Source organism: Qipengyuania pacifica (assembly GCF_019857205.1).
Classification (GTDB): domain Bacteria; phylum Pseudomonadota; class Alphaproteobacteria; order Sphingomonadales; family Sphingomonadaceae; genus Qipengyuania; species Qipengyuania pacifica.
On sequence record NZ_JAHWXO010000004.1, the window covers coordinates 307,501 to 324,134 of the forward strand.

General features: G+C 61.6%; 21 protein-coding genes (1 of these 21 running past the window's edge). 12 read left to right on the forward strand and 9 right to left on the reverse strand.

What is annotated here, in order from left to right:
* A protein-coding gene (locus KYK83_RS08720) for a glycosyltransferase family 2 protein (RefSeq protein ID WP_222827936.1) crosses the window boundary here: on the reverse strand, positions 1-276 show its 5' portion. The gene continues 591 nt to the left of window position 1, outside the view; the window shows 276 of its 867 coding nt (coding positions 1-276); the start codon lies at positions 274-276; the stop codon falls past the left edge of the window.
* A gap of 158 nt (positions 277-434) precedes the next feature.
* Between KYK83_RS08720 and KYK83_RS08725 the strand changes: the two genes are divergently transcribed.
* From KYK83_RS08725 to KYK83_RS08735, 3 genes are all read left to right on the forward strand, one after another.
* Positions 435-2,243, forward strand: coding sequence for an ABCB family ABC transporter ATP-binding protein/permease (locus KYK83_RS08725; RefSeq protein ID WP_222827937.1), 1,809 nt, complete (start codon positions 435-437; stop codon positions 2,241-2,243).
* 110 nt (positions 2,244-2,353) lie between these two features.
* The gene (locus tag KYK83_RS08730; RefSeq protein ID WP_222827938.1) at positions 2,354-3,856 is read left to right on the forward strand and encodes a SulP family inorganic anion transporter; all 1,503 of its coding nucleotides are present in this window, start codon (positions 2,354-2,356) and stop codon (positions 3,854-3,856) included.
* A gap of 7 nt (positions 3,857-3,863) precedes the next feature.
* Positions 3,864-4,430 (forward strand): DedA family protein, encoded by a 567-nt coding sequence (locus KYK83_RS08735; RefSeq protein WP_222827939.1) that lies wholly within the window; start codon positions 3,864-3,866, stop codon positions 4,428-4,430.
* A gap of 33 nt (positions 4,431-4,463) precedes the next feature.
* Here KYK83_RS08735 and hslU read toward each other — a convergent pair whose 3' ends face one another.
* The 3 genes from hslU to KYK83_RS08750 form a co-directional block, all read right to left on the reverse strand.
* Complete coding sequence (gene hslU, locus KYK83_RS08740) at positions 4,464-5,765, reverse strand: ATP-dependent protease ATPase subunit HslU (RefSeq protein WP_222827940.1); 1,302 nt, start codon at positions 5,763-5,765, stop codon at positions 4,464-4,466.
* 74 nt (positions 5,766-5,839) lie between these two features.
* Positions 5,840-6,400 (reverse strand): ATP-dependent protease subunit HslV, encoded by a 561-nt coding sequence (gene hslV, locus KYK83_RS08745; RefSeq protein WP_283249933.1) that lies wholly within the window; start codon positions 6,398-6,400, stop codon positions 5,840-5,842.
* Positions 6,401-6,447: 47 nt separating this feature from the next.
* Positions 6,448-6,912, reverse strand: a complete 465-nt coding sequence (locus KYK83_RS08750) for an outer membrane protein assembly factor BamE (protein ID WP_103025220.1) — start codon at positions 6,910-6,912, stop codon at positions 6,448-6,450.
* Positions 6,913-7,008: 96 nt separating this feature from the next.
* Between KYK83_RS08750 and KYK83_RS08755 the strand changes: the two genes are divergently transcribed.
* The 4 genes from KYK83_RS08755 (at position 7,009) to map (ending at position 9,182) form a co-directional block, all read left to right on the forward strand.
* Positions 7,009-7,590, forward strand: coding sequence for a ubiquinol-cytochrome C chaperone family protein (locus KYK83_RS08755; protein WP_248284346.1), 582 nt, complete (start codon positions 7,009-7,011; stop codon positions 7,588-7,590).
* Complete coding sequence (locus KYK83_RS08760; protein WP_222827941.1) at positions 7,587-8,123, forward strand: YceD family protein; 537 nt, start codon at positions 7,587-7,589, stop codon at positions 8,121-8,123. Before KYK83_RS08755 ends, KYK83_RS08760 begins: the two co-directional genes overlap by 4 nt.
* A gap of 80 nt (positions 8,124-8,203) precedes the next feature.
* Entirely contained in the window at positions 8,204-8,413 is a 210-nt protein-coding gene (locus KYK83_RS08765; protein ID WP_196848034.1) for a ParD-like family protein, read from the forward strand.
* Between the two features lies 1 nt (position 8,414).
* Complete coding sequence (gene map / locus KYK83_RS08770) at positions 8,415-9,182, forward strand: type I methionyl aminopeptidase (protein WP_222827942.1); 768 nt, start codon at positions 8,415-8,417, stop codon at positions 9,180-9,182.
* A gap of 126 nt (positions 9,183-9,308) precedes the next feature.
* Here the strand turns inward: map and ssb are convergent, their stop codons facing one another.
* From ssb to KYK83_RS08795, 5 genes are all read right to left on the reverse strand, one after another.
* On the reverse strand, positions 9,309-9,833 hold the full coding sequence (gene ssb, locus KYK83_RS08775) for a single-stranded DNA-binding protein (RefSeq protein WP_222827943.1): 525 nt from the start codon (positions 9,831-9,833) through the stop codon (positions 9,309-9,311).
* 99 nt (positions 9,834-9,932) lie between these two features.
* Entirely contained in the window at positions 9,933-11,780 is a 1,848-nt protein-coding gene (feoB, locus tag KYK83_RS08780) for a ferrous iron transporter B (protein ID WP_222827944.1), read from the reverse strand.
* The gene (locus KYK83_RS08785) at positions 11,777-12,016 is read right to left on the reverse strand and encodes a FeoA family protein (protein ID WP_103025216.1); all 240 of its coding nucleotides are present in this window, start codon (positions 12,014-12,016) and stop codon (positions 11,777-11,779) included. Before KYK83_RS08785 ends, feoB begins: the two co-directional genes overlap by 4 nt.
* A gap of 54 nt (positions 12,017-12,070) precedes the next feature.
* Complete coding sequence (locus tag KYK83_RS08790; RefSeq protein ID WP_222827945.1) at positions 12,071-12,730, reverse strand: COQ9 family protein; 660 nt, start codon at positions 12,728-12,730, stop codon at positions 12,071-12,073.
* Between the two features lie 3 nt (positions 12,731-12,733).
* Positions 12,734-13,294 carry an ankyrin repeat domain-containing protein gene (locus KYK83_RS08795; protein WP_222827946.1) on the reverse strand — a complete coding sequence of 187 codons (561 nt, stop codon included), beginning with the start codon at positions 13,292-13,294 and terminating at the stop codon, positions 12,734-12,736.
* Positions 13,295-13,408: 114 nt separating this feature from the next.
* Between KYK83_RS08795 and KYK83_RS08800 the strand changes: the two genes are divergently transcribed.
* Genes KYK83_RS08800 through ribD form a run of 5 tightly spaced genes read left to right on the forward strand, consistent with a single transcriptional unit; the run spans position 13,409 to position 16,624 of the window.
* A complete protein-coding gene (locus tag KYK83_RS08800) occupies positions 13,409-14,008 on the forward strand; it encodes an SCO family protein (RefSeq protein WP_222827947.1) in 600 nt (199 codons plus the stop codon).
* Positions 13,996-14,454, forward strand: a complete 459-nt coding sequence (locus tag KYK83_RS08805; protein WP_222827948.1) for a YcgN family cysteine cluster protein — start codon at positions 13,996-13,998, stop codon at positions 14,452-14,454. Before KYK83_RS08800 ends, KYK83_RS08805 begins: the two co-directional genes overlap by 13 nt.
* Entirely contained in the window at positions 14,451-15,173 is a 723-nt protein-coding gene (locus KYK83_RS08810) for a M48 family metallopeptidase (RefSeq protein ID WP_103025212.1), read from the forward strand. The genes KYK83_RS08805 and KYK83_RS08810 overlap by 4 nt, the downstream gene beginning before the upstream one ends.
* A 34-nt stretch (positions 15,174-15,207) precedes the next feature.
* Positions 15,208-15,672 carry a hypothetical protein gene (locus tag KYK83_RS08815; RefSeq protein ID WP_103025211.1) on the forward strand — a complete coding sequence of 155 codons (465 nt, stop codon included), beginning with the start codon at positions 15,208-15,210 and terminating at the stop codon, positions 15,670-15,672.
* Positions 15,653-16,624 carry a bifunctional diaminohydroxyphosphoribosylaminopyrimidine deaminase/5-amino-6-(5-phosphoribosylamino)uracil reductase RibD gene (gene ribD / locus KYK83_RS08820; protein ID WP_248284347.1) on the forward strand — a complete coding sequence of 324 codons (972 nt, stop codon included), beginning with the start codon at positions 15,653-15,655 and terminating at the stop codon, positions 16,622-16,624. The genes KYK83_RS08815 and ribD overlap by 20 nt, the downstream gene beginning before the upstream one ends.
* Positions 16,625-16,634 lie beyond the last annotated feature (10 nt).

Below are 16,634 nucleotides of genomic sequence, written 5' to 3' on the forward strand. Positions count from 1 at the left end.
ATCGACGAACACATATGTTTGCGCATCCGGCGCATCGTCGAGGACGAACCTGTTCCAGCTCCGTGATTTGCCGCCTTCGGCATAGTCAACCAGCCGCACACCGCGTGCGGCATAGCCTCGGACGATCTCAGCCGTGGAATCGCTGCTGCCGTTGACCACCACCCAGATCTGCACATCGGGATCTTCCAGCGGCAGACTGTCGAGACAAAGGGCAATCCTCGCCTCTTCATTATGGGCAAGGACAGTGACGAGAACCGGTTTGGATTTTTCAGTCATGAAACGAATGCGCCAGGCTGCCGAAGGCATGGCCAATACGCGCGGCAGAGGGCGGCGTCAGCAAATATCCATGCACCTGTCCCAGAGCGGTTTACGTTCATCCCGTAAAGGCGGTGTACCTTGCCCTGCCCGTGCCGCGCCCCCAAGTATGCGCCCGAATGCCACCCGATACTGCCAATTCCGCCCAGCGCGACGATCCGGAAGGCTGGGCAACCGTCCAGCGGTTCCTGCCGTATCTCTGGCCAGCCGATAATCCGGCCCTGAAACGCCGCATCGTCGGCGCCATGATGTTCGTGCTCGCGGCCAAGGCGACCACGCTCGCCCTGCCGTTCGCCTATAAGAGAGCGGTCGATTCCATGACGACGCCGGCCAATCAGGCGGTCATGGTCGCTCTGGCATTCGTGATTGCCTATGCAGCCGGGCGGTTCGCCGCGGTCGCTTTCGACAATCTGCGCAATATCACCTTCGAGCGTGTCGGACAGGATGCCACGCGCAAACTTGCCGAAGACACGTTTTCGCGGCTGCATCAGCTATCGCTGAGATTCCACCTGTCGCGCCGCACCGGGGAAGTGACCAAGACCATCGATCGCGGGACGAAGAGCATCGACGTCATGCTCTACTTCCTGCTGTTCAACATCGCGCCCACAGCGCTGGAACTGACTGCGGTAGGAGTCATCTTCTACCTCAACTTCGGATGGGAACTGGTTGCCGCCACCGCGCTGGCAGTAGGGGCGTATATCTTCGTCACGCGCACGATCACCGAATGGCGCAACGAATTGCGACGGCAGATGAACGAACTCGACGGGACGGCCCTCGCCCGGTCGGTGGACAGCCTGCTGAATTACGAAACGGTCAAATATTTCGGCGCGGAAACGCGCGAGCGCGACCGCTACGCCGAATCGACCCGTGCCTTCGCCGAAGCGGCGATCCGGTCCGAAAACTCGCTGGCCCTGCTCAACATCAGCCAGGCGGTCATCATGAACCTGCTGATGGGCGCAGCGATGGCCTTCACCGTCTGGCAGTGGAGCAAGGGCGCGCTGACCACCGGCGATCTGGTGCTGGTGAACACCTATCTCATCCAGCTTTTCCGTCCGCTCGACATGCTGGGAATGGTCTATCGTACAGTTCGCCAAGGTCTGATCGACATGGCAGAGATGTTCCGCCTGATCGATACCGACGCCGAGGTAAAGGATGCTCCCGGCGCCCCTGCCCTGCTGATCCGCAAGCCAACCGTTGCCTTCGACAATGTCGTGTTCGGGTATGAGCAGGACCGGACGATCCTGCACGGGCTGAGCTTCGAGGTTCCGGCGGGCAGTCATGTCGCGATCGTCGGCCCTTCGGGCGCGGGCAAGAGCACGATCGGGCGATTGCTGTTCCGGTTCTACGACCCGCAGGAGGGCCGCATCCTGATCGACGGACAGGATATTGCAAAGGTTACCCAGCACAGTCTGCGCGAGCAGATCGGGATCGTCCCGCAGGATAGCGTGCTGTTCAACGACACCATCGGTTACAACATCGCCTATGGCCGCGGCGGCGCCGGGCGCGAACAGGTGATCGCCGCGGCACAATCGGCAGCAATCATGCCGCTGATCGAGCGCCTGCCCGAGGGGCTGGATACCGAAGTCGGCGAGCGCGGACTGAAACTGTCCGGCGGCGAGAAACAGCGCGTCGCCATTGCCCGCACCCTGGTGAAGGATCCGCCGATCCTGTTGCTGGACGAGGCGACAAGCGCGCTCGACAGCCGGACCGAACAGGAAATCCTGGCCACGCTCCGCCGGGTTTCCGAGCATCGTACCACGCTGGCCATTGCGCACCGGCTGTCGACCATCGCCGATGCGGACAAGATCCTGGTGCTGGAGCATGGTCGCCTGGTCGAAAGCGGTCACCACACGGATCTGCTGCGCCGCAAGGGCCTTTACGCAGAGATGTGGGATCGCCAGCGCGCAGAGAAGTCGGATAGCGACTGAACAGCGCCGCCGACCTTGCGGCTTGTGCCGCGATGCAACATTATTCATAATGCGCTGATCAACGGCGCCGATGCCGCGCCATTCCCGGATTAGACGAACGGAATTCTCGCATGCTCGACCGCAGCACGCTTCATCGCGACTGGTTTTCAAACATCCGGGCAGACCTGCTCGCCGGCCTGGTGGTGGCGCTCGCCCTGATCCCCGAAGCAATCGGCTTTTCGATCATCGCAGGGGTCGACCCGCGGGTAGGCCTCTATGCCTCGGTCGCAATTGCTATGGTCATCGCTTTCACCGGCGGGCGACCCGGCATGATCTCTGCCGCGACGGCGGCAGTCGCCGTCGTGGTGGTGCCGCTGGTACGCGATTACGGTGTCGATTATCTCTTCGCGGCAACGATCCTGATGGGCGTCTTTCAGGGCATCGCGGCGCTGTTACGTCTGGACCTGCTGATGCAGTTCGTGTCGCGGTCGGTCATCACCGGCTTCGTCAACGCCCTGGCCATCCTGATCTTCATGGCCCAGTTGCCCCAGCTCGACCCGACGGCAGCGGGCATCGGCTGGACGACCTATGCCATGGTCGCGGCGGCGCTGGCGATGATCTACCTGATCCCGAGACTGACGTCAGCCGTTCCGAGCCCCCTCATCGCCATTGTCGTGCTCACCGCGCTGACCATCTGGCTCGATGCTCCGGTCAATACCGTTGCGGACATGGGGAAGCTGCCGGAAGGCCTGCCCTATTTCGCCCTTCCGAACGTGCCTTTGACGTGGGACACCCTCCTCATCATCGCGCCCTATTCGGCGACAATGGCGGCGGTCGGCCTGCTGGAATCGCTGCTGACGGCGCAGATCGTCGACGACATGACCCACACGGGCAGCAACAAGCGCAGGGAAAGCGCGGGGCAAGGCGCCGCGAACGTCGTTGCCGCGCTATTCGGCGGCATGGGCGGCTGCGCGATGATCGGCCAGTCGGTCATCAATGTGACGAGCGGGGGACGCGGCCGGCTATCGACCTTCACGGCGGGCGCAGCGCTGCTGATCCTGCTGGCGTTGCTTGGCGACCTCGTCGGGCAGGTGCCGATGCCGGCGCTGGTAGCGATCATGATCATGGTTTCGATCGGTACCTTCAGCTGGAATTCGATCCCCAACATCGCAAAGCACCCGTGGCAGAGCAGCGTCGTCATGCTCACGACCGTCGTCGTGGTGGTGGCGACGCATAATCTCGCACTCGGTGTGCTGGCAGGCGTGATCCTGTCGGGCGTGTTCTTCACACACAAGGTGATGACCATGTTCGAAGTAGTGCGCGAGCGGGAGGGAGATACCGCGACCTATCGTGCCAAGGGGCAGATCTTCTACGCCAGCGTCGAACGGTTCGAAGCCGCGCTCGGCCCAGAAAGCATCCAGCCCGATCCGGCACCGCATGTGATTATCGATGTGCGCAAGGCACACTTCTGGGACATCAGCGCGGTCGGCGCGCTCGACAAGGTGGTCGAACGAATGCGCCGCAACGGGCGCAGTGTGCAGGTCATCGGGCTAAACCGGGCAAGCGCTGATCTGGTCGACAAGTTCGCCCTGACCGACAAGACCGGTGTGGAAAGCGGGCTGGCCCCGCACTGAGAAAGATATGAACCTCGAAGCGATCATTGCGCAGTACGGCATCTGGGCGGTTGCGCTGGGTGCCGGCCTAGAAGGCGAAACCGCGCTCGTGCTAGGCGGGATCGCAGTCCATCGAGAGCTCATTGCCTATGCGAGTACAATTCTGGCCGGAGCAGCGGGATCGTTCATCGCTGACCAATCCTTCTTTGCCATCGGCCGAAAGTTCCGCGACGGGCCGCGGATCAAGCGTTTCAGGCAGAAGAAAGGATATGCCCGCGCGGTGGCTGCATTCGAACGACATCCGACGCTGTTCGTTTTCGCGTTTCGGTTTCTCTATGGAATGCGCACGGTGAGCCCGATTGCGATCGGCACCACCACCCTGCCCGCGCGGCGCTTTCTCGTCATAAATGCGCTCGCTGCGCTTGTATGGAGCGCTGTCTTCGTGAGCCTTGGCTATGTCAGCGGACAGGCGATTGAAGCTGCATTCGGGCGAGTACGATCCTTCGCCCACGTGCTGATGCCGGTCGTAGTGATCGCGATTGTCCTGGCCCTGGCGGCACGCGCACTGCTGCGCCGCCGCGGCACGAGCAAATAGGGTCCCCGCCGCAGGAGCGGCAGGGACCCTGTCTTACAGGATATACTTGCTAAGGTCGGTATCGCCCGCGAGCGTTTCCAGCCGTTCCCGCACGTAAGCAGCATCGATCATGATCGTTTCGCCAGCGTGATCTTCCGCTTCGAAGCTGATTTCTTCGAGCAGGCGTTCCATCACGGTCTGCAGGCGGCGGGCCCCGATATTCTCTACCGTTTCGTTCACGCGAGCGGCCAGCTTGGCAACTTCGGTGATGGCATCTTCGGTAAATTCGAGAGTGACGTTTTCGGTACCGATAAGCGCTTTGTACTGTTCGACGAGATTGGCCCGCGTTTCCTTGAGGATACGCACGAAGTCTTCTTCGGTCAGCGCACGAAGTTCAACGCGGATCGGCAGACGTCCCTGAAGTTCAGGAAGCATGTCCGAAGGTTTGGAAACGTGGAAGGCGCCGCTGGCAATGAACAGAATGTGGTCTGTCTTCATCGGGCCGTATTTTGTCGCGACCGTCGTGCCTTCGATGAGCGGCAAGAGATCGCGCTGAACGCCTTCGCGGCTGACGGATCCGCCCCGCACATCGGAGACTGCGATCTTGTCGATCTCGTCGAGGAATACGATCCCGTTCGTTTCCGCATTTTCCAGCGCGACGCGATTGACGTCATCCTGGTCCATACGTTTTTCGGCTTCTTCGTCGACGAGGCGATCCCAGGCATCGGGCACCTTCAGCTTGCGACGCTTCATCGAGTTCTTGCCCATGGCCTTGCCGAGCATATCGGACAGGTCAATCATGCCCACTCCGCCGGGCATTCCGGGAATATCCATCTGCTGGCCGGGCTGGTCGCGAACCTCGATTTCCACTTCGGTATCGTTCATCGCATTTTCGACGATACGCTGGCGGAAGGCTTCACGCGTCGCTTCGCTGGCATTTTCGCCAACTAGTGCATTGAGAAGGCGGTCCATCGCCGCCTTGCTGGCCGCATCGCGCACCGCTTCGCGGCGGCGTTCCTTTTCCAGACGGATCGCCTCTTCTGCCAGATCGCGCGCGATCTGGTCGACATCGCGGCCGACGTAACCGACTTCGGTGAACTTGGTCGCCTCGATCTTGATGAAGGGTGCCTCTGCCAATTTGGCGAGACGACGGCTGATTTCGGTTTTGCCGCAACCGGTCGGGCCGATCATCAGAATGTTCTTGGGCGTGACCTCGTCGCGCAATTCCGGGCCGAGACGCTGGCGCCGCCAGCGATTGCGTAGCGCCACGGCGACGGCGCGCTTGGCCTCTTTCTGGCCAATGATGTGTTCGTCCAGTGCAGCGACGATGGCTTTGGGGGTGAGGTTGTCGGTCAATTCATTTTTTCCAATATCGCGCTCGTGCACGAGGCTTGAGCGGGGTTATGTGGAGTTGCCCGTGGGCTGATCCATCACACCGTTTCGAGGGTGACGTTGCCATTGGTGAAAACGCACACGTCTGCGGCGACCGCCATGGCCTTGCGCGCGATGGTTTCGGCATCGGTTTCGTAATCGACGAGAGCCTTTGCGGCTGACAGCGCATAGTTGCCGCCCGAGCCGATTGCCGCGATCCCGCCTTCGGGTTCGAGCACATCGCCATTGCCGGTGAGGACGAGGAGGTTTTCCTTGTCCGCCACGATCATGAGAGCTTCGAGATTGCGCAGATATTTATCGGTGCGCCAATCTTTGGTCAGCTCGACCGCGGCGCGCAGGAGCTGGCCATTGTGCTGTTCAAGCTTGCGTTCCAACCGTTCGAACAGAGTGAAGGCATCGGCGGTGGCGCCGGCAAAGCCGGCGACGACCTTGCCGCCTTCGCCGATCCGGCGAACCTTCTTGGCATTGGGTTTCATCACCGTATTGCCCATGGAGACTTGTCCGTCCCCGGCAATCACGATCTTGTCATCGCGCTTGACGCCGATGATTGTGGTTGAATGCCACTGGGCCAGGCCGTGGCGATTGTCGTTTGCGTCCATGCCGCGCGATATGGGGGGCATGAAGCGGGGGTCAAGCGGCAGGCGTGTCAGCCCGGCCCCTGACCACCCACACCCGGCGCGCCGACCGCACCGATATTGCCGAACAGGTCTTCGAGGAACGTGCGCTCCCGGCCCAGGGTCGGCGTGGTTGCGCCATCGGGGCTGAGATTGACGACCCTGTCCATCCCGGTGCGTTCGGCGGACACGACGTTGCCTGTCTGGTCGAACTTCACTGCCAATACGGAATGTTCTTCGATGCGCGGACGCACGAACGGCTTACGCCCGGTGGTGCTGGACACGTAGTACCAGGTTTTTTCGCCATACTGGCTTTCGAATGTCGGGCGGCCCAATGTGCCGGCCACGCTCTGTTCGTTATCGATGCCCGGCTGAACCGACTGCACCAGCGCCGCATCGACGATGTATCCGCGCGGTTCGCGAATGGAGGTGCAACCGCTTGCGGCCACGGCAGCCACGCCAATGGCGGCGAGACCCAGAATTTTCGACCTGTTCATGGGAACAGCAAATCTCCGTATTCCGGCAGGTGCTTGGCCGCGAGCGGCCACCTGCCTATATGCTCGGGCAACGCCTTAATCCCAAAGCGTCACCCCATGCAACTCGGCAATGCGGGGCGCTTGGGGATCGCGGCCTGTATTGCCGCTGAACGGAGTAGTCTCTTGTCTTTCCTCGCCCGCCTTTTCGGCACCAAACCCGACCCGCGCGAAGAGTGGCGCGTTCTGTGGCACCGCACCGTTGCCGAAGCCCGCGACCCCGACTGGTATCGCATGTGCGGCGTCGCCGATTCCATCGAGGGTCGATACGACATGATCACACTGGTGTTGACCCTGGTCATGCTGCGGCTGGAAGACGAAGGCGGCCAAGGACCGGCGACGGCACGGCTGACCGAATTGTTCGTGGACGATATGGAAGGACAGATGCGTGAGGCGGGGATCGGCGATCCGACTGTGGGCAAGAAGATCAATGCCCTGATGGAGAGCATGAACGGCCGCATCGGCGCCTATCGCGAAGGACTGCGCAGCGATCCCAAAGTGCTGATCGATGCCGTCCGCCGCAATGTGACGATGGCCCAGCCCGACGAGGCCGAGGCGCTGGTGCAACGCATGGCCGCGCTCCACGCGCGGCTGGCCCGATCGAACCTCGATCAGTTGAAGGCCGGGGAGATCGCGGCATGAGCGCACCCGAACTGAGCCGATTGGTAAAGCCACGCGCCCTGCCAAGTGAACCGATGCAAGTGGACACCAGCGAAGCCGAGCGCGCCGCGCTGGCTGAAAGGTTTGGCGTGACGTCAATTCCCGCACTTCACGCCGCCATCGAGTTCGGCATGAAGGACGAGGCCGTCCTGGCGAATGGCACCCTGACCGCGACGATCGAACAGCCTTGCGCCGTTACTCGGGAGGAACTGACCTACGAGGTCGCAGAGCCGCTGACACTGCGCTTCGTTGCAGCGGGATCGACGCCCGATTTCTCACCGGACGAGGAAATCGAGCTGGAAAGCGAGGACCTCGACGAGATCGAATACGAGGGCGAAACCTTCGATCTGGGCGAAGCAATTGCCCAGACGCTGGCGCTGGCCATCGATCCATATCGCGAAGGTCCCGGGGCCGATGAGGCACGCCGGAAGGTGGGGATCAAAAGCGATGAGGATCGGGTCGCAAGCGGACCGTTGGCCGAAGCACTGGCATCGCTGACCACGAAAAACGACTAGGGCGCCGCGTCGAAGCAGATTGACAATTTCCGCAGACTGTAAATATACGAATCATATATGTTTTGTATAAGGGCGATGACGTGGGCTTGGTAAAAATCGACGATGAACTACACGAGAGCGTGCGCCGGGCGAGTGCGGTCATGTGCCGCTCGATAAATGCGCAGGCCGAGTTCTGGATGAAGATAGGCCGCCTGGCCGAAGCCAATCCGACCCTGACTTTCAGCGAGATCGTGAAGCGCGAAATGGCGCACGTCCACGACGACGCAGAAGGTGTGGCCGAAGCTGCCTGAAATGGTCAAAACCGCAGACGAAATCACCCTTATGCGCATATCGGGCCGACTGCTCGGTTCGGTGTTCGAGATGCTGGACACGATCAAGCTTTGCGGCATGTCCACGATGCAGATCAACGACCTCGTCGAACGCTTCATTACCGAGGATCTGGCGGCCCGCCCGGCCAGCAAGGGGCAATACGGCTTTGCTTACGTCCTCAACTGCTCGATCAACGATGTCGTCTGTCATGGGGTGCCGTCGGAGGATGAGATCGTAAGAGACGGCGACATCATCAATCTCGATATCACGCTGGAGAAGAACGGCTTTATTGCGGATTCGAGCAAGACCTATGTCGTCGGCAACGCCCCTGCGCCTGCCAAGCGGCTCGTGCAGATCGCGGAAGGCGCCATGTGGGCCGGCATCCGGAAAGTGCGGCCCGGGGCGCATCTGGGCGACGTCGGTTACGCAATCGAGAAACATGCCAGAAAACACGGCTGTACGGTCGTGCGCGAATATTGCGGCCATGGCATCGGCCGGGAGATGCACGAAGAACCCCAGGTGCTGAATTTCGGGCGCCCCGGAAGGGGATTACGGCTGCGCGAGGGAATGACCTTCACAGTCGAACCGATGGTCAATCTGGGTAGTCGCCAAACCGTCACCCTGGACGACGGCTGGACCGTGGCGACCCGGGACGGAAAGCTGTCGGCGCAGTTCGAACATACGGTCGCCGTGACGGCAAGCGGCGTCGAGGTTCTGACGTTGCGAGAGGGCGAGCGAAACCGCGCCTGATCCGCCCGAAAGTGACAAAAGGACTATGGGTCCGATCAGGACAGCTAATATTATCCAACCGGATGACTGAATGGCACGCTTTACGTTTCGGCCCCGCGCCGCAGAGCTGAAACGGGAGACTGCAGCCTAGAAGGGAATATCGTCATCCAGATCGTCATAATTGGAACCGCCGCCGGAACTGCGCGCGCCGCCACCCGACGATTCGCCGCCTTGGTTCCAGCTGCCTGAGCTTCCGCCCCCGCCCTGATCCCACGAACTGCCACCGCCACGCTGGCCACCGCCGCCACCGCTGGCGCCCTGTGCGCCATCGAGCATGGTCAGCGAGCCGTTCATGCCGCGGATGACCACTTCGGTGCTGTAACGATCGTTGCCGGATTGGTCCTGCCACTTGCGCGTCTGCAGCTGGCCTTCGATGTAGACCTTGCTGCCCTTGCGCAGAAAGCGCTCCACCACGCCCACGAGACCTTCGGAGAAGATCGCGACAGTGTGCCATTCGGTCCGTTCCTGGCGTTCTCCGGTGTTACGATCCTTCCACGTTTCGCTGGTTGCGATGCGCAGGTTCGCGACCTTGCCGCCGTTCTGGAAGCTGCGGATTTCCGGGTCTGCGCCCAGGTTTCCGATCAGCATGACTTTATTGAGGCTTCCGGCCATCGAATCGTCCCTTCGTATTCTGTTGGCGAAGGGCCTAACCGAGCCTTCGCATCGCTTCTAGGCCCGCCACCGAATTTCCACGGGTGTAGATGGGGTTCGCTATAACCCCAGCGCGGTAGCAATCCAGAAGGTCAGCCCGGCGAACACATAGGCCAGGACGAACAGATAGCCGACCATGAAGGCGGGCCATTTCCATCCGTTGGTTTCCCGCCGGGCGACCGCAATGGTCGATATGCATTGCGGCGCAAAGACGAACCACGCGAGGAAGGCAAGCGCCGTGGGCAAGCTCCACGATGCAGCGATCCGGTCGGTAACACCTTCTGCAGCAACATCTTCATCCGAGGCATCGACCGCGTAAGTCGTGGCGAGCGCGGACACCGCAACTTCGCGTGCGGCCATTGCCGGCACAAGGGCAAGGCTCATCTCGCGGTTGAAGCCGATCGGCTCCAGCACGGGATGAAGCCCACTCGCGATCATGCCAGCAACGCTGGCATCCATCTGGCTTTCGCCCGGCTCTGCCTTGGGAAAGCTGAGCATCAGCCAGAGGGCGATAGTGACCATGAAGATGATCGTCCCGGCACGGCGCAGGAAAACCCAGGCGCGCTGCCACAGACCGATCGCCAGGTCCTTGAGGCGGGGGAGCTGGTAGCGCGGCATCTCCATGATGAAGCCGCTCGCCGCGCCCTTGGCGACCGAGTGACGCAATACCAGAGCCACCACCATCGCACCGACTATCCCGGCAAGGTAGAGCGCAAAGAGCACCAGACCCTGAAGGCCAATGCCGGGGCCGATCGTGGTAGACGGAATGACCGCGGCAATGATCACGGCGTAAACCGGCAGGCGGGCCGAACATGTCATGAGCGGCGCGACGAGAATGGTCGTCAGCCGGTCTTTCGCATCGGGGATACTGCGCGTCGCCATGATGCCGGGGATGGCGCAGGCGAAGCTGGAGAGCAGCGGAATGAAGCTTTTGCCCGACAGGCCCACGCCCGCCATCAAGCGGTCCATCAGAAAGGCCGCACGGGCCATGTAGCCTGTCGCTTCCATGATCAGGATGAAGAAGAACAGGATCACGATCTGTGGCAGAAAGACGACGACGGAACCGACGCCGGCCAGTACGCCTTCGGTCAGGAAGTCCCGAACGAAGCTGGATGGCATAGTGTCGACAACGGCGCTCGAGATTACCCCGACTCCGCCTTCCAGCGCATCGGCGAAAGGCGTGGCCCAGGCAAAGACCGCCTGGAATATGACGAACAATAGACCGAACAGGATGACCGGCCCGATCCAAGGATTGAGCAGGATGCGATCAGCGCCATTTTCAACCGTGTGACGCGCCGATTTCGACAGGATCGCGCCGCGCGCGATATGCTTGGCAGCCAGGCGGCGTTCCGGCAGCGTGATGTGCCAGCGCGTATGCGCTTCCTCGTCCGCATGGGTTTCTGCCTCGGCAATGGCGGCGGCGAGATCTGTCAGACCTTTGCGCCTGACGGCTACCGTGGGGACAACGGGCACGCCCAAAGCTTCGGAAAGTGCGGCAGGATCGAGCACCAGCCCGTCACGCTCCGCCAGATCGACCATGTTAAGCGCCACGACTGTCGGACGCCCGAGCTCAAGGACTTCCTGCGCGAAGACAAGGTGCTGTTCGAGATTGGCCGCATCAATGACGAGGACGATGACGTCGGGAAGCGCTTCGCCATCGAATTCACCATGGATGACCTTGCGGGTTACCTCCTCATCCGGGCTGGCGGCATCGAAACTGTACGAACCGGGTAGGTCGATCAGTTCTACCGGCTCGCCGCTGGGAAGGGTCAGTCGCCCCGCCTTTCGCTCGACCGTGACGCCCGGATAGTTGGCGATCTTCTGACGCGCGCCCGTAAGCGCGTTGAACAAAGCCGATTTGCCCGCGTTGGGATTGCCGACGAGTGCTGCGGTACGCTTGCGGCTCATGCGGGTTCCACCTCGATCGCGAGGGCGTGCGAGCGCCGCAGGGCAATTGTCATCCGCCCGATTCGAATGGCGATCGGATCGCGCGTGCCGAAAATACCGCGGTGGATGACGGCGACCTCCGCGCCTTCGTCCACGCCGAGCGCTTTGAGACGCTTGCCTTCATCCTCAGCCAGCGCAGTCCAGTTAACCGCGACGATACGGGCGGTCTTTTCGTGATCAAATCCGTCGAGCGTCATGCTGGAGCCGCTGCCAGATGCGCAGCTTTATTGCAACCGATTATCAATAGCGCGCTAACGAGCTGGATAACGCAATCGTCCAAGAAAACGTGAAACACTGAAATGCTCGCGATCGGGGCTAAACCACTTCGCCTTCGTCCGCTCGAACTTCATGACCCCTTCTATGCGCCGATCGAGAAAGGCTTTGGTCTCGGCCTTTTCCTCGCCCTCGTCCTCGACGAACACGGCCAGCGTGGCCGCGTAGATAGAAGCGAGGATCGCGCGCTTGGTGTAGTGATTGTAGTCGGTGGCGGTATCCCCGGCGAGCCGCCACATCACATCGGCGCTGTGCCAGCCGGCCTTCAAAGCGCGCCTCGCATTCTGCGGCATAGCCATGATGGAGAGGGCGCGGCGGAGGGATTCTTCCTGCCCGTTCACCGCTTCGAGACGGAATTGCAGAAGGCTGCGGATACGCTCGCGTATCTTCATCGCAGCCAGTTTTTCCGGCGGAAGGTCCAGAATCATTTGCCGATCGATGGTTTCGATCCAGGCGCAGATCATGCCCATTGCGCCATCGTCCTTGAACGCCAGTCGCGCTACGTCGCGATCCGCGCCAAGCTGATCGGCCGCCATATCGAGCGCATCGGCACTCCAGCCATCGAACACGGCTGCTTGCGCGATGCCAGGGGCAAGTGCCAGGCGCAATTCGTCGAGCGTGAGATCGGCAATATCCATGAATCAGCTCGGTCCGTACGATTTTGTCTGTTCGCCGCGCGAGGATTCGGCGCGTTCGATTTCGTCCAGCATGGCCGAGCGCGCGCCCATGAGTGCGGCATAATCGCGCGCCGTACGGCCTGAATTATCAGCCCGGTCGGGGCTAGCGCCCTTTTCCACCAGCAGGCGAACAAGGCCTGTGTCGCGGCGATGGACAGCGGTAATCAGCGGGGTTTCCCCGGTGCTGTTCGGAACATCGAGTGCTGCCCCGCGATCAGCCAGGATTTCCACCCCCTCGGCAAAGCCGAGTTGGACTGCGAGCTGCAGCGGCGTGCCACCACTCCTGTTGGCGATGTTGGGGTTAGCGCCTTTCGCCAGCAGGAACCGCAGCCAAACCGGATCGCGCCGCTGCGTGACGATGTGAAGCGCGGTGTCGCCACTGGATATATCACGGGAATTAACGAGGATACTGCCAGGTTCTTCGAGAAAACGGGTAACCTCGTCACCATTGCGCTTTTTGACTGCCTCGAGGAATTTGTAACCGTCGCTCTGGGATTGCGCATGGAGAGGCGAAGTTGCCATCATCCCCGCAAGCCCAGCCAGAAGTATGTTTGTCGCGAAACGCTTCACAGTGCGAAAACCCCTATTATTCGCAAATGGATCGATGACTCGCCCTTGCCGAAGGACGGTTAGCAGACCATGAACCGTCAGACCATGCTACACAACCGAACCCTTGTTATAGCGGGCCTCCTTGCCTTGGCTGCCTGCAACCAAACCCCGCCCGCCGAACCGCCCCTGGCAGGTGCCGCCATCGGCGGAGATTTCACACTTACGGGCGAAGACGGCAAACAGGTCAGCTGGGAAGATTTCGACGGCAAGTATCGCACTGTGTATTTCGGCTACACCTATTGCCCCGACGTCTGCCCCGTCGACACACAACGCGCGATGGCGGGGCTGAAAGCGTTCGAAAAAGAAAATCCTGCACTGGGTGCGAAGATCCAGCCGCTTTTCATCAGCATCGATCCCGATCGGGATACGCCGCAGGCACTCACAGAATTCACCGACAATTTTCACCCACGCCTGATCGGCATGACTGGGACCAAGGAACAGCTCGATAAGGTAACGGACCAATTCGCTGCCACCTATTCGATAGGCGAGAAGCAGGAAGGCGGCGGCTATCTGGTCGGCCATACCAATATCACCTATCTGTTCGGCCCCGACGGCGAACCCTTGGCCATGCTTCCGACCGATGAAGGCGCAGAGGCGGTCACAGCGGAACTGGAAAAATGGGTGCATTAAGGGACCGCTTCTGGGAGCGACCGCTAGCCGATCTCAATACGGAAGAATGGGAAGCCCTGTGCGATGGCTGCGGGCGCTGCTGTCTGCACAAGGTAGAATATGAAGACACCGGCGAGATCGAGCACACGAATGTGGCGTGCAAGCTGCTGGATACCAAGACGGCAGCCTGCACGGACTATCGCCGGCGCAAGACTTTCGTGCCGGAGTGTCTGCGGCTCACCCTGAAAATCGTTGACAAGGTAAGCTGGCTACCGCCGACTTGCGCCTATCGCCTGCGCGCGGACGGGATGCCGCTCCCGCGCTGGCACTACCTTATCTCGGGCAGTCGCGAGGATGTGATAAGCGCGGGCATGTCGGTAGCCGGGCGCGTGATCAGCGAGGATGTGGCCGGCCCTTTGGAGCATCATGTCGTCGACTGGGGCGACGATGATGAGGAGGCAGCATGATCGACTGGCTCCGCCGTGAAGCACTGGAGCCTACGATCAAGCTTATCGGGCGCGACGTACCGATCGATCTGGTCCGCAACCGCCGCGCAAAGCGGCTGACCCTTCGACTGGCGCACGATGGCAGCGCCGTGCGCATAACCCTTCCCCAATGGTGCCGCAGTGCCGATGCGATCGCCTTTGCCCATGCCCGGCAAGAATGGTTGAGCGCGCAGCTCGCCAAGGTGCCCGAGCGGCGCGATCCCGCCCGCGATGGCACGATGCTCTTTCGCGGCGAAGACATCGCGGTCGAATGGCGTGAGGATCTGCCCCGCAAACCGGATTTCAAAGATGGCGCGTTCAGGGTTGGAGGCCCGAGGGAAACACTCGGCGCACGCCTGCAGCGCTGGCTCGAACGTGAGGCACTGGATTTATTCGGCGAGGATGCGGCGCAATATTGCACACGCGGCGACCTTGATCGCGCCGATGTGAAACTGACCCGGGCCAAGCGCCGATGGGGCAGTTGCTCTTCCGAAGGCGTGCTGCGGCTCAACTGGCGGCTCGTCCAGGCCCCGGATTTTGTCAGGCGTTCGGTCGTTGCTCACGAAGTCGCACATCTGGTCCATTTCGATCATTCGCCCGCGTTTCACGCGCTGCTAGACCGGCTGTACGAGGACGACATCGAACGAGCGAACCGTTGGCTGAGCGTACACGGCCGGACGCTTTATGCGACATTCGGATAGCCTATACTGGCGCGGTTCATCGAAAACCTCTATCTTGAACATCATGCGCCTCAAGACACGTTTCGATGCCAAGGCCGGGGCCGCCGACCTGTGGGACTATATTCGCGAACCGCGGCCGTATCGCTGGACCTTCCTGACGATTTCCATTTTGATCCCGCTTGCCGGGATCGCAATGCTGGCTCAGGAATCGCATTTCCGCCCGCCGGACGCCCCCAAGGTCAGCTTTATTTCCACCTTCGCCGAAGGCCGAAGCGACGAGGAAATTCGCCAAAGCAACCTTGAGAACCAGAAACGCAAGGACGCTCGCGAGGCGGAGTTGGCCGAACTACGCCAGCAGAAGGTCGACGCCTACAAGACCCTCGGACGCGCAACCGGGCTCGACGTGGATGAGATGGCACGTCAGGCGGCCATAGAAAACGCTCGCGAAGCGGCGGAAGCCGAGGCTCGCCGCCGCGAGCTATATCGGGCGGGTTCGACGGTTGACGACAGCGGCGAGTGATTGGCGCTGGCTGGATGCGGCCGCGCGGCTTGCCTGTCGCGCGCGCCCCGCAAGCTATCCCAACCCCGGTGTTGGGTGCATCCTTGTAAAAGATGGCATGGTCGTGGGCCGCGGATGGACAGCCGTGGGTGGGCGCCCTCACGCCGAAGCGGCTGCCCTGGACCAAGCTGGGAAGCGCGCTCATGGGGCAACCGCCTATGTAACACTGGAGCCTTGCGCACATCGCTCAGAGCGGGGTCCGGCCTGCAGCGAACGGTTGGTCGACGCCGGTGTGGCCCGCGTTGTCGCAGGAGTAGAAGATCCTGACCCGCGAACCGCAGGGGCCGGGTTCGCTCGGCTTCGCGACGCCGGCATTTCCGCCGAACTGGTCCATCATCCCGCAGCCGAGGCCAGCCTCGCGGGTTATCTCAAGCGCGCGCATACCGGTCGCCCGCATGTCACGATGAAGCTGGCCATGTCGCTTGATGGCTGTATCGCGACGGCGGGTGGCGAGAGCCAGTGGATATCGGGCGAAGTGGCGCGTGCACATGTGCATTCGCGCCGCGCGATTGCCGATGCAATACTTGTCGGCGGCGGCACGTGGCGGGCGGACAGACCGCGGCTCGACGTGCGGCTGCCTGGGCTGAAAGATCGTGGCCCACAGCGAGTGGTCCTCACCCGCGGAATAGCGCCGGACGGGGTCAAAGTCATCAACACCCCCGATCAGATTGCGCAACTCGATGCACTCTACCTCTACATCGAGGCAGGTGCGAATATCGCGGCGAGCTTTATGAAGGCCGATCTCGTCGACCGCCTGGAAATCTACCGCGCCCCTATTGTGATCGGTGGCGGCCGCGGCGCAGTGGCCGATGTCGGGCTGACAAAACTTGAAGATGCGCATGATCGCTGGTGTCAGGTCGAGCGGCGTCAGCTTGGCAGCGACACCTTCGCAGCCTACAGCCGCACGCGTTAACCAGGAGCAC

Excerpts from the sequence above, each read along its gene's own strand:
- KYK83_RS08725 (WP_222827937.1), top strand. The coding sequence starts at position 435 with ATGCCACCCGATACTGCCAATTCCGCCCAGCGCGACGATCCGGAAGGC.
- KYK83_RS08730 (WP_222827938.1), top strand. The coding sequence starts at position 2,354 with ATGCTCGACCGCAGCACGCTTCATCGCGACTGGTTTTCAAACATCCGG.
- KYK83_RS08735 (WP_222827939.1), top strand. The coding sequence starts at position 3,864 with ATGAACCTCGAAGCGATCATTGCGCAGTACGGCATCTGGGCGGTTGCG.
- hslV (WP_283249933.1), bottom strand. The coding sequence starts at position 6,400 with ATGGACGCAAACGACAATCGCCACGGCCTGGCCCAGTGGCATTCAACC.
- KYK83_RS08750 (WP_103025220.1), bottom strand. The coding sequence starts at position 6,912 with ATGAACAGGTCGAAAATTCTGGGTCTCGCCGCCATTGGCGTGGCTGCC.
- KYK83_RS08755 (WP_248284346.1), top strand. The coding sequence starts at position 7,009 with ATGCAACTCGGCAATGCGGGGCGCTTGGGGATCGCGGCCTGTATTGCC.
- KYK83_RS08760 (WP_222827941.1), top strand. The coding sequence starts at position 7,587 with ATGAGCGCACCCGAACTGAGCCGATTGGTAAAGCCACGCGCCCTGCCA.
- map (WP_222827942.1), top strand. The coding sequence starts at position 8,415 with ATGGTCAAAACCGCAGACGAAATCACCCTTATGCGCATATCGGGCCGA.
- ssb (WP_222827943.1), bottom strand. The coding sequence starts at position 9,833 with ATGGCCGGAAGCCTCAATAAAGTCATGCTGATCGGAAACCTGGGCGCA.
- feoB (WP_222827944.1), bottom strand. The coding sequence starts at position 11,780 with ATGAGCCGCAAGCGTACCGCAGCACTCGTCGGCAATCCCAACGCGGGC.
- KYK83_RS08785 (WP_103025216.1), bottom strand. The coding sequence starts at position 12,016 with ATGACGCTCGACGGATTTGATCACGAAAAGACCGCCCGTATCGTCGCG.
- KYK83_RS08790 (WP_222827945.1), bottom strand. The coding sequence starts at position 12,730 with ATGGATATTGCCGATCTCACGCTCGACGAATTGCGCCTGGCACTTGCC.
- KYK83_RS08795 (WP_222827946.1), bottom strand. The coding sequence starts at position 13,294 with ATGATGGCAACTTCGCCTCTCCATGCGCAATCCCAGAGCGACGGTTAC.
- KYK83_RS08800 (WP_222827947.1), top strand. The coding sequence starts at position 13,409 with ATGAACCGTCAGACCATGCTACACAACCGAACCCTTGTTATAGCGGGC.
- KYK83_RS08805 (WP_222827948.1), top strand. The coding sequence starts at position 13,996 with ATGGGTGCATTAAGGGACCGCTTCTGGGAGCGACCGCTAGCCGATCTC.
- KYK83_RS08810 (WP_103025212.1), top strand. The coding sequence starts at position 14,451 with ATGATCGACTGGCTCCGCCGTGAAGCACTGGAGCCTACGATCAAGCTT.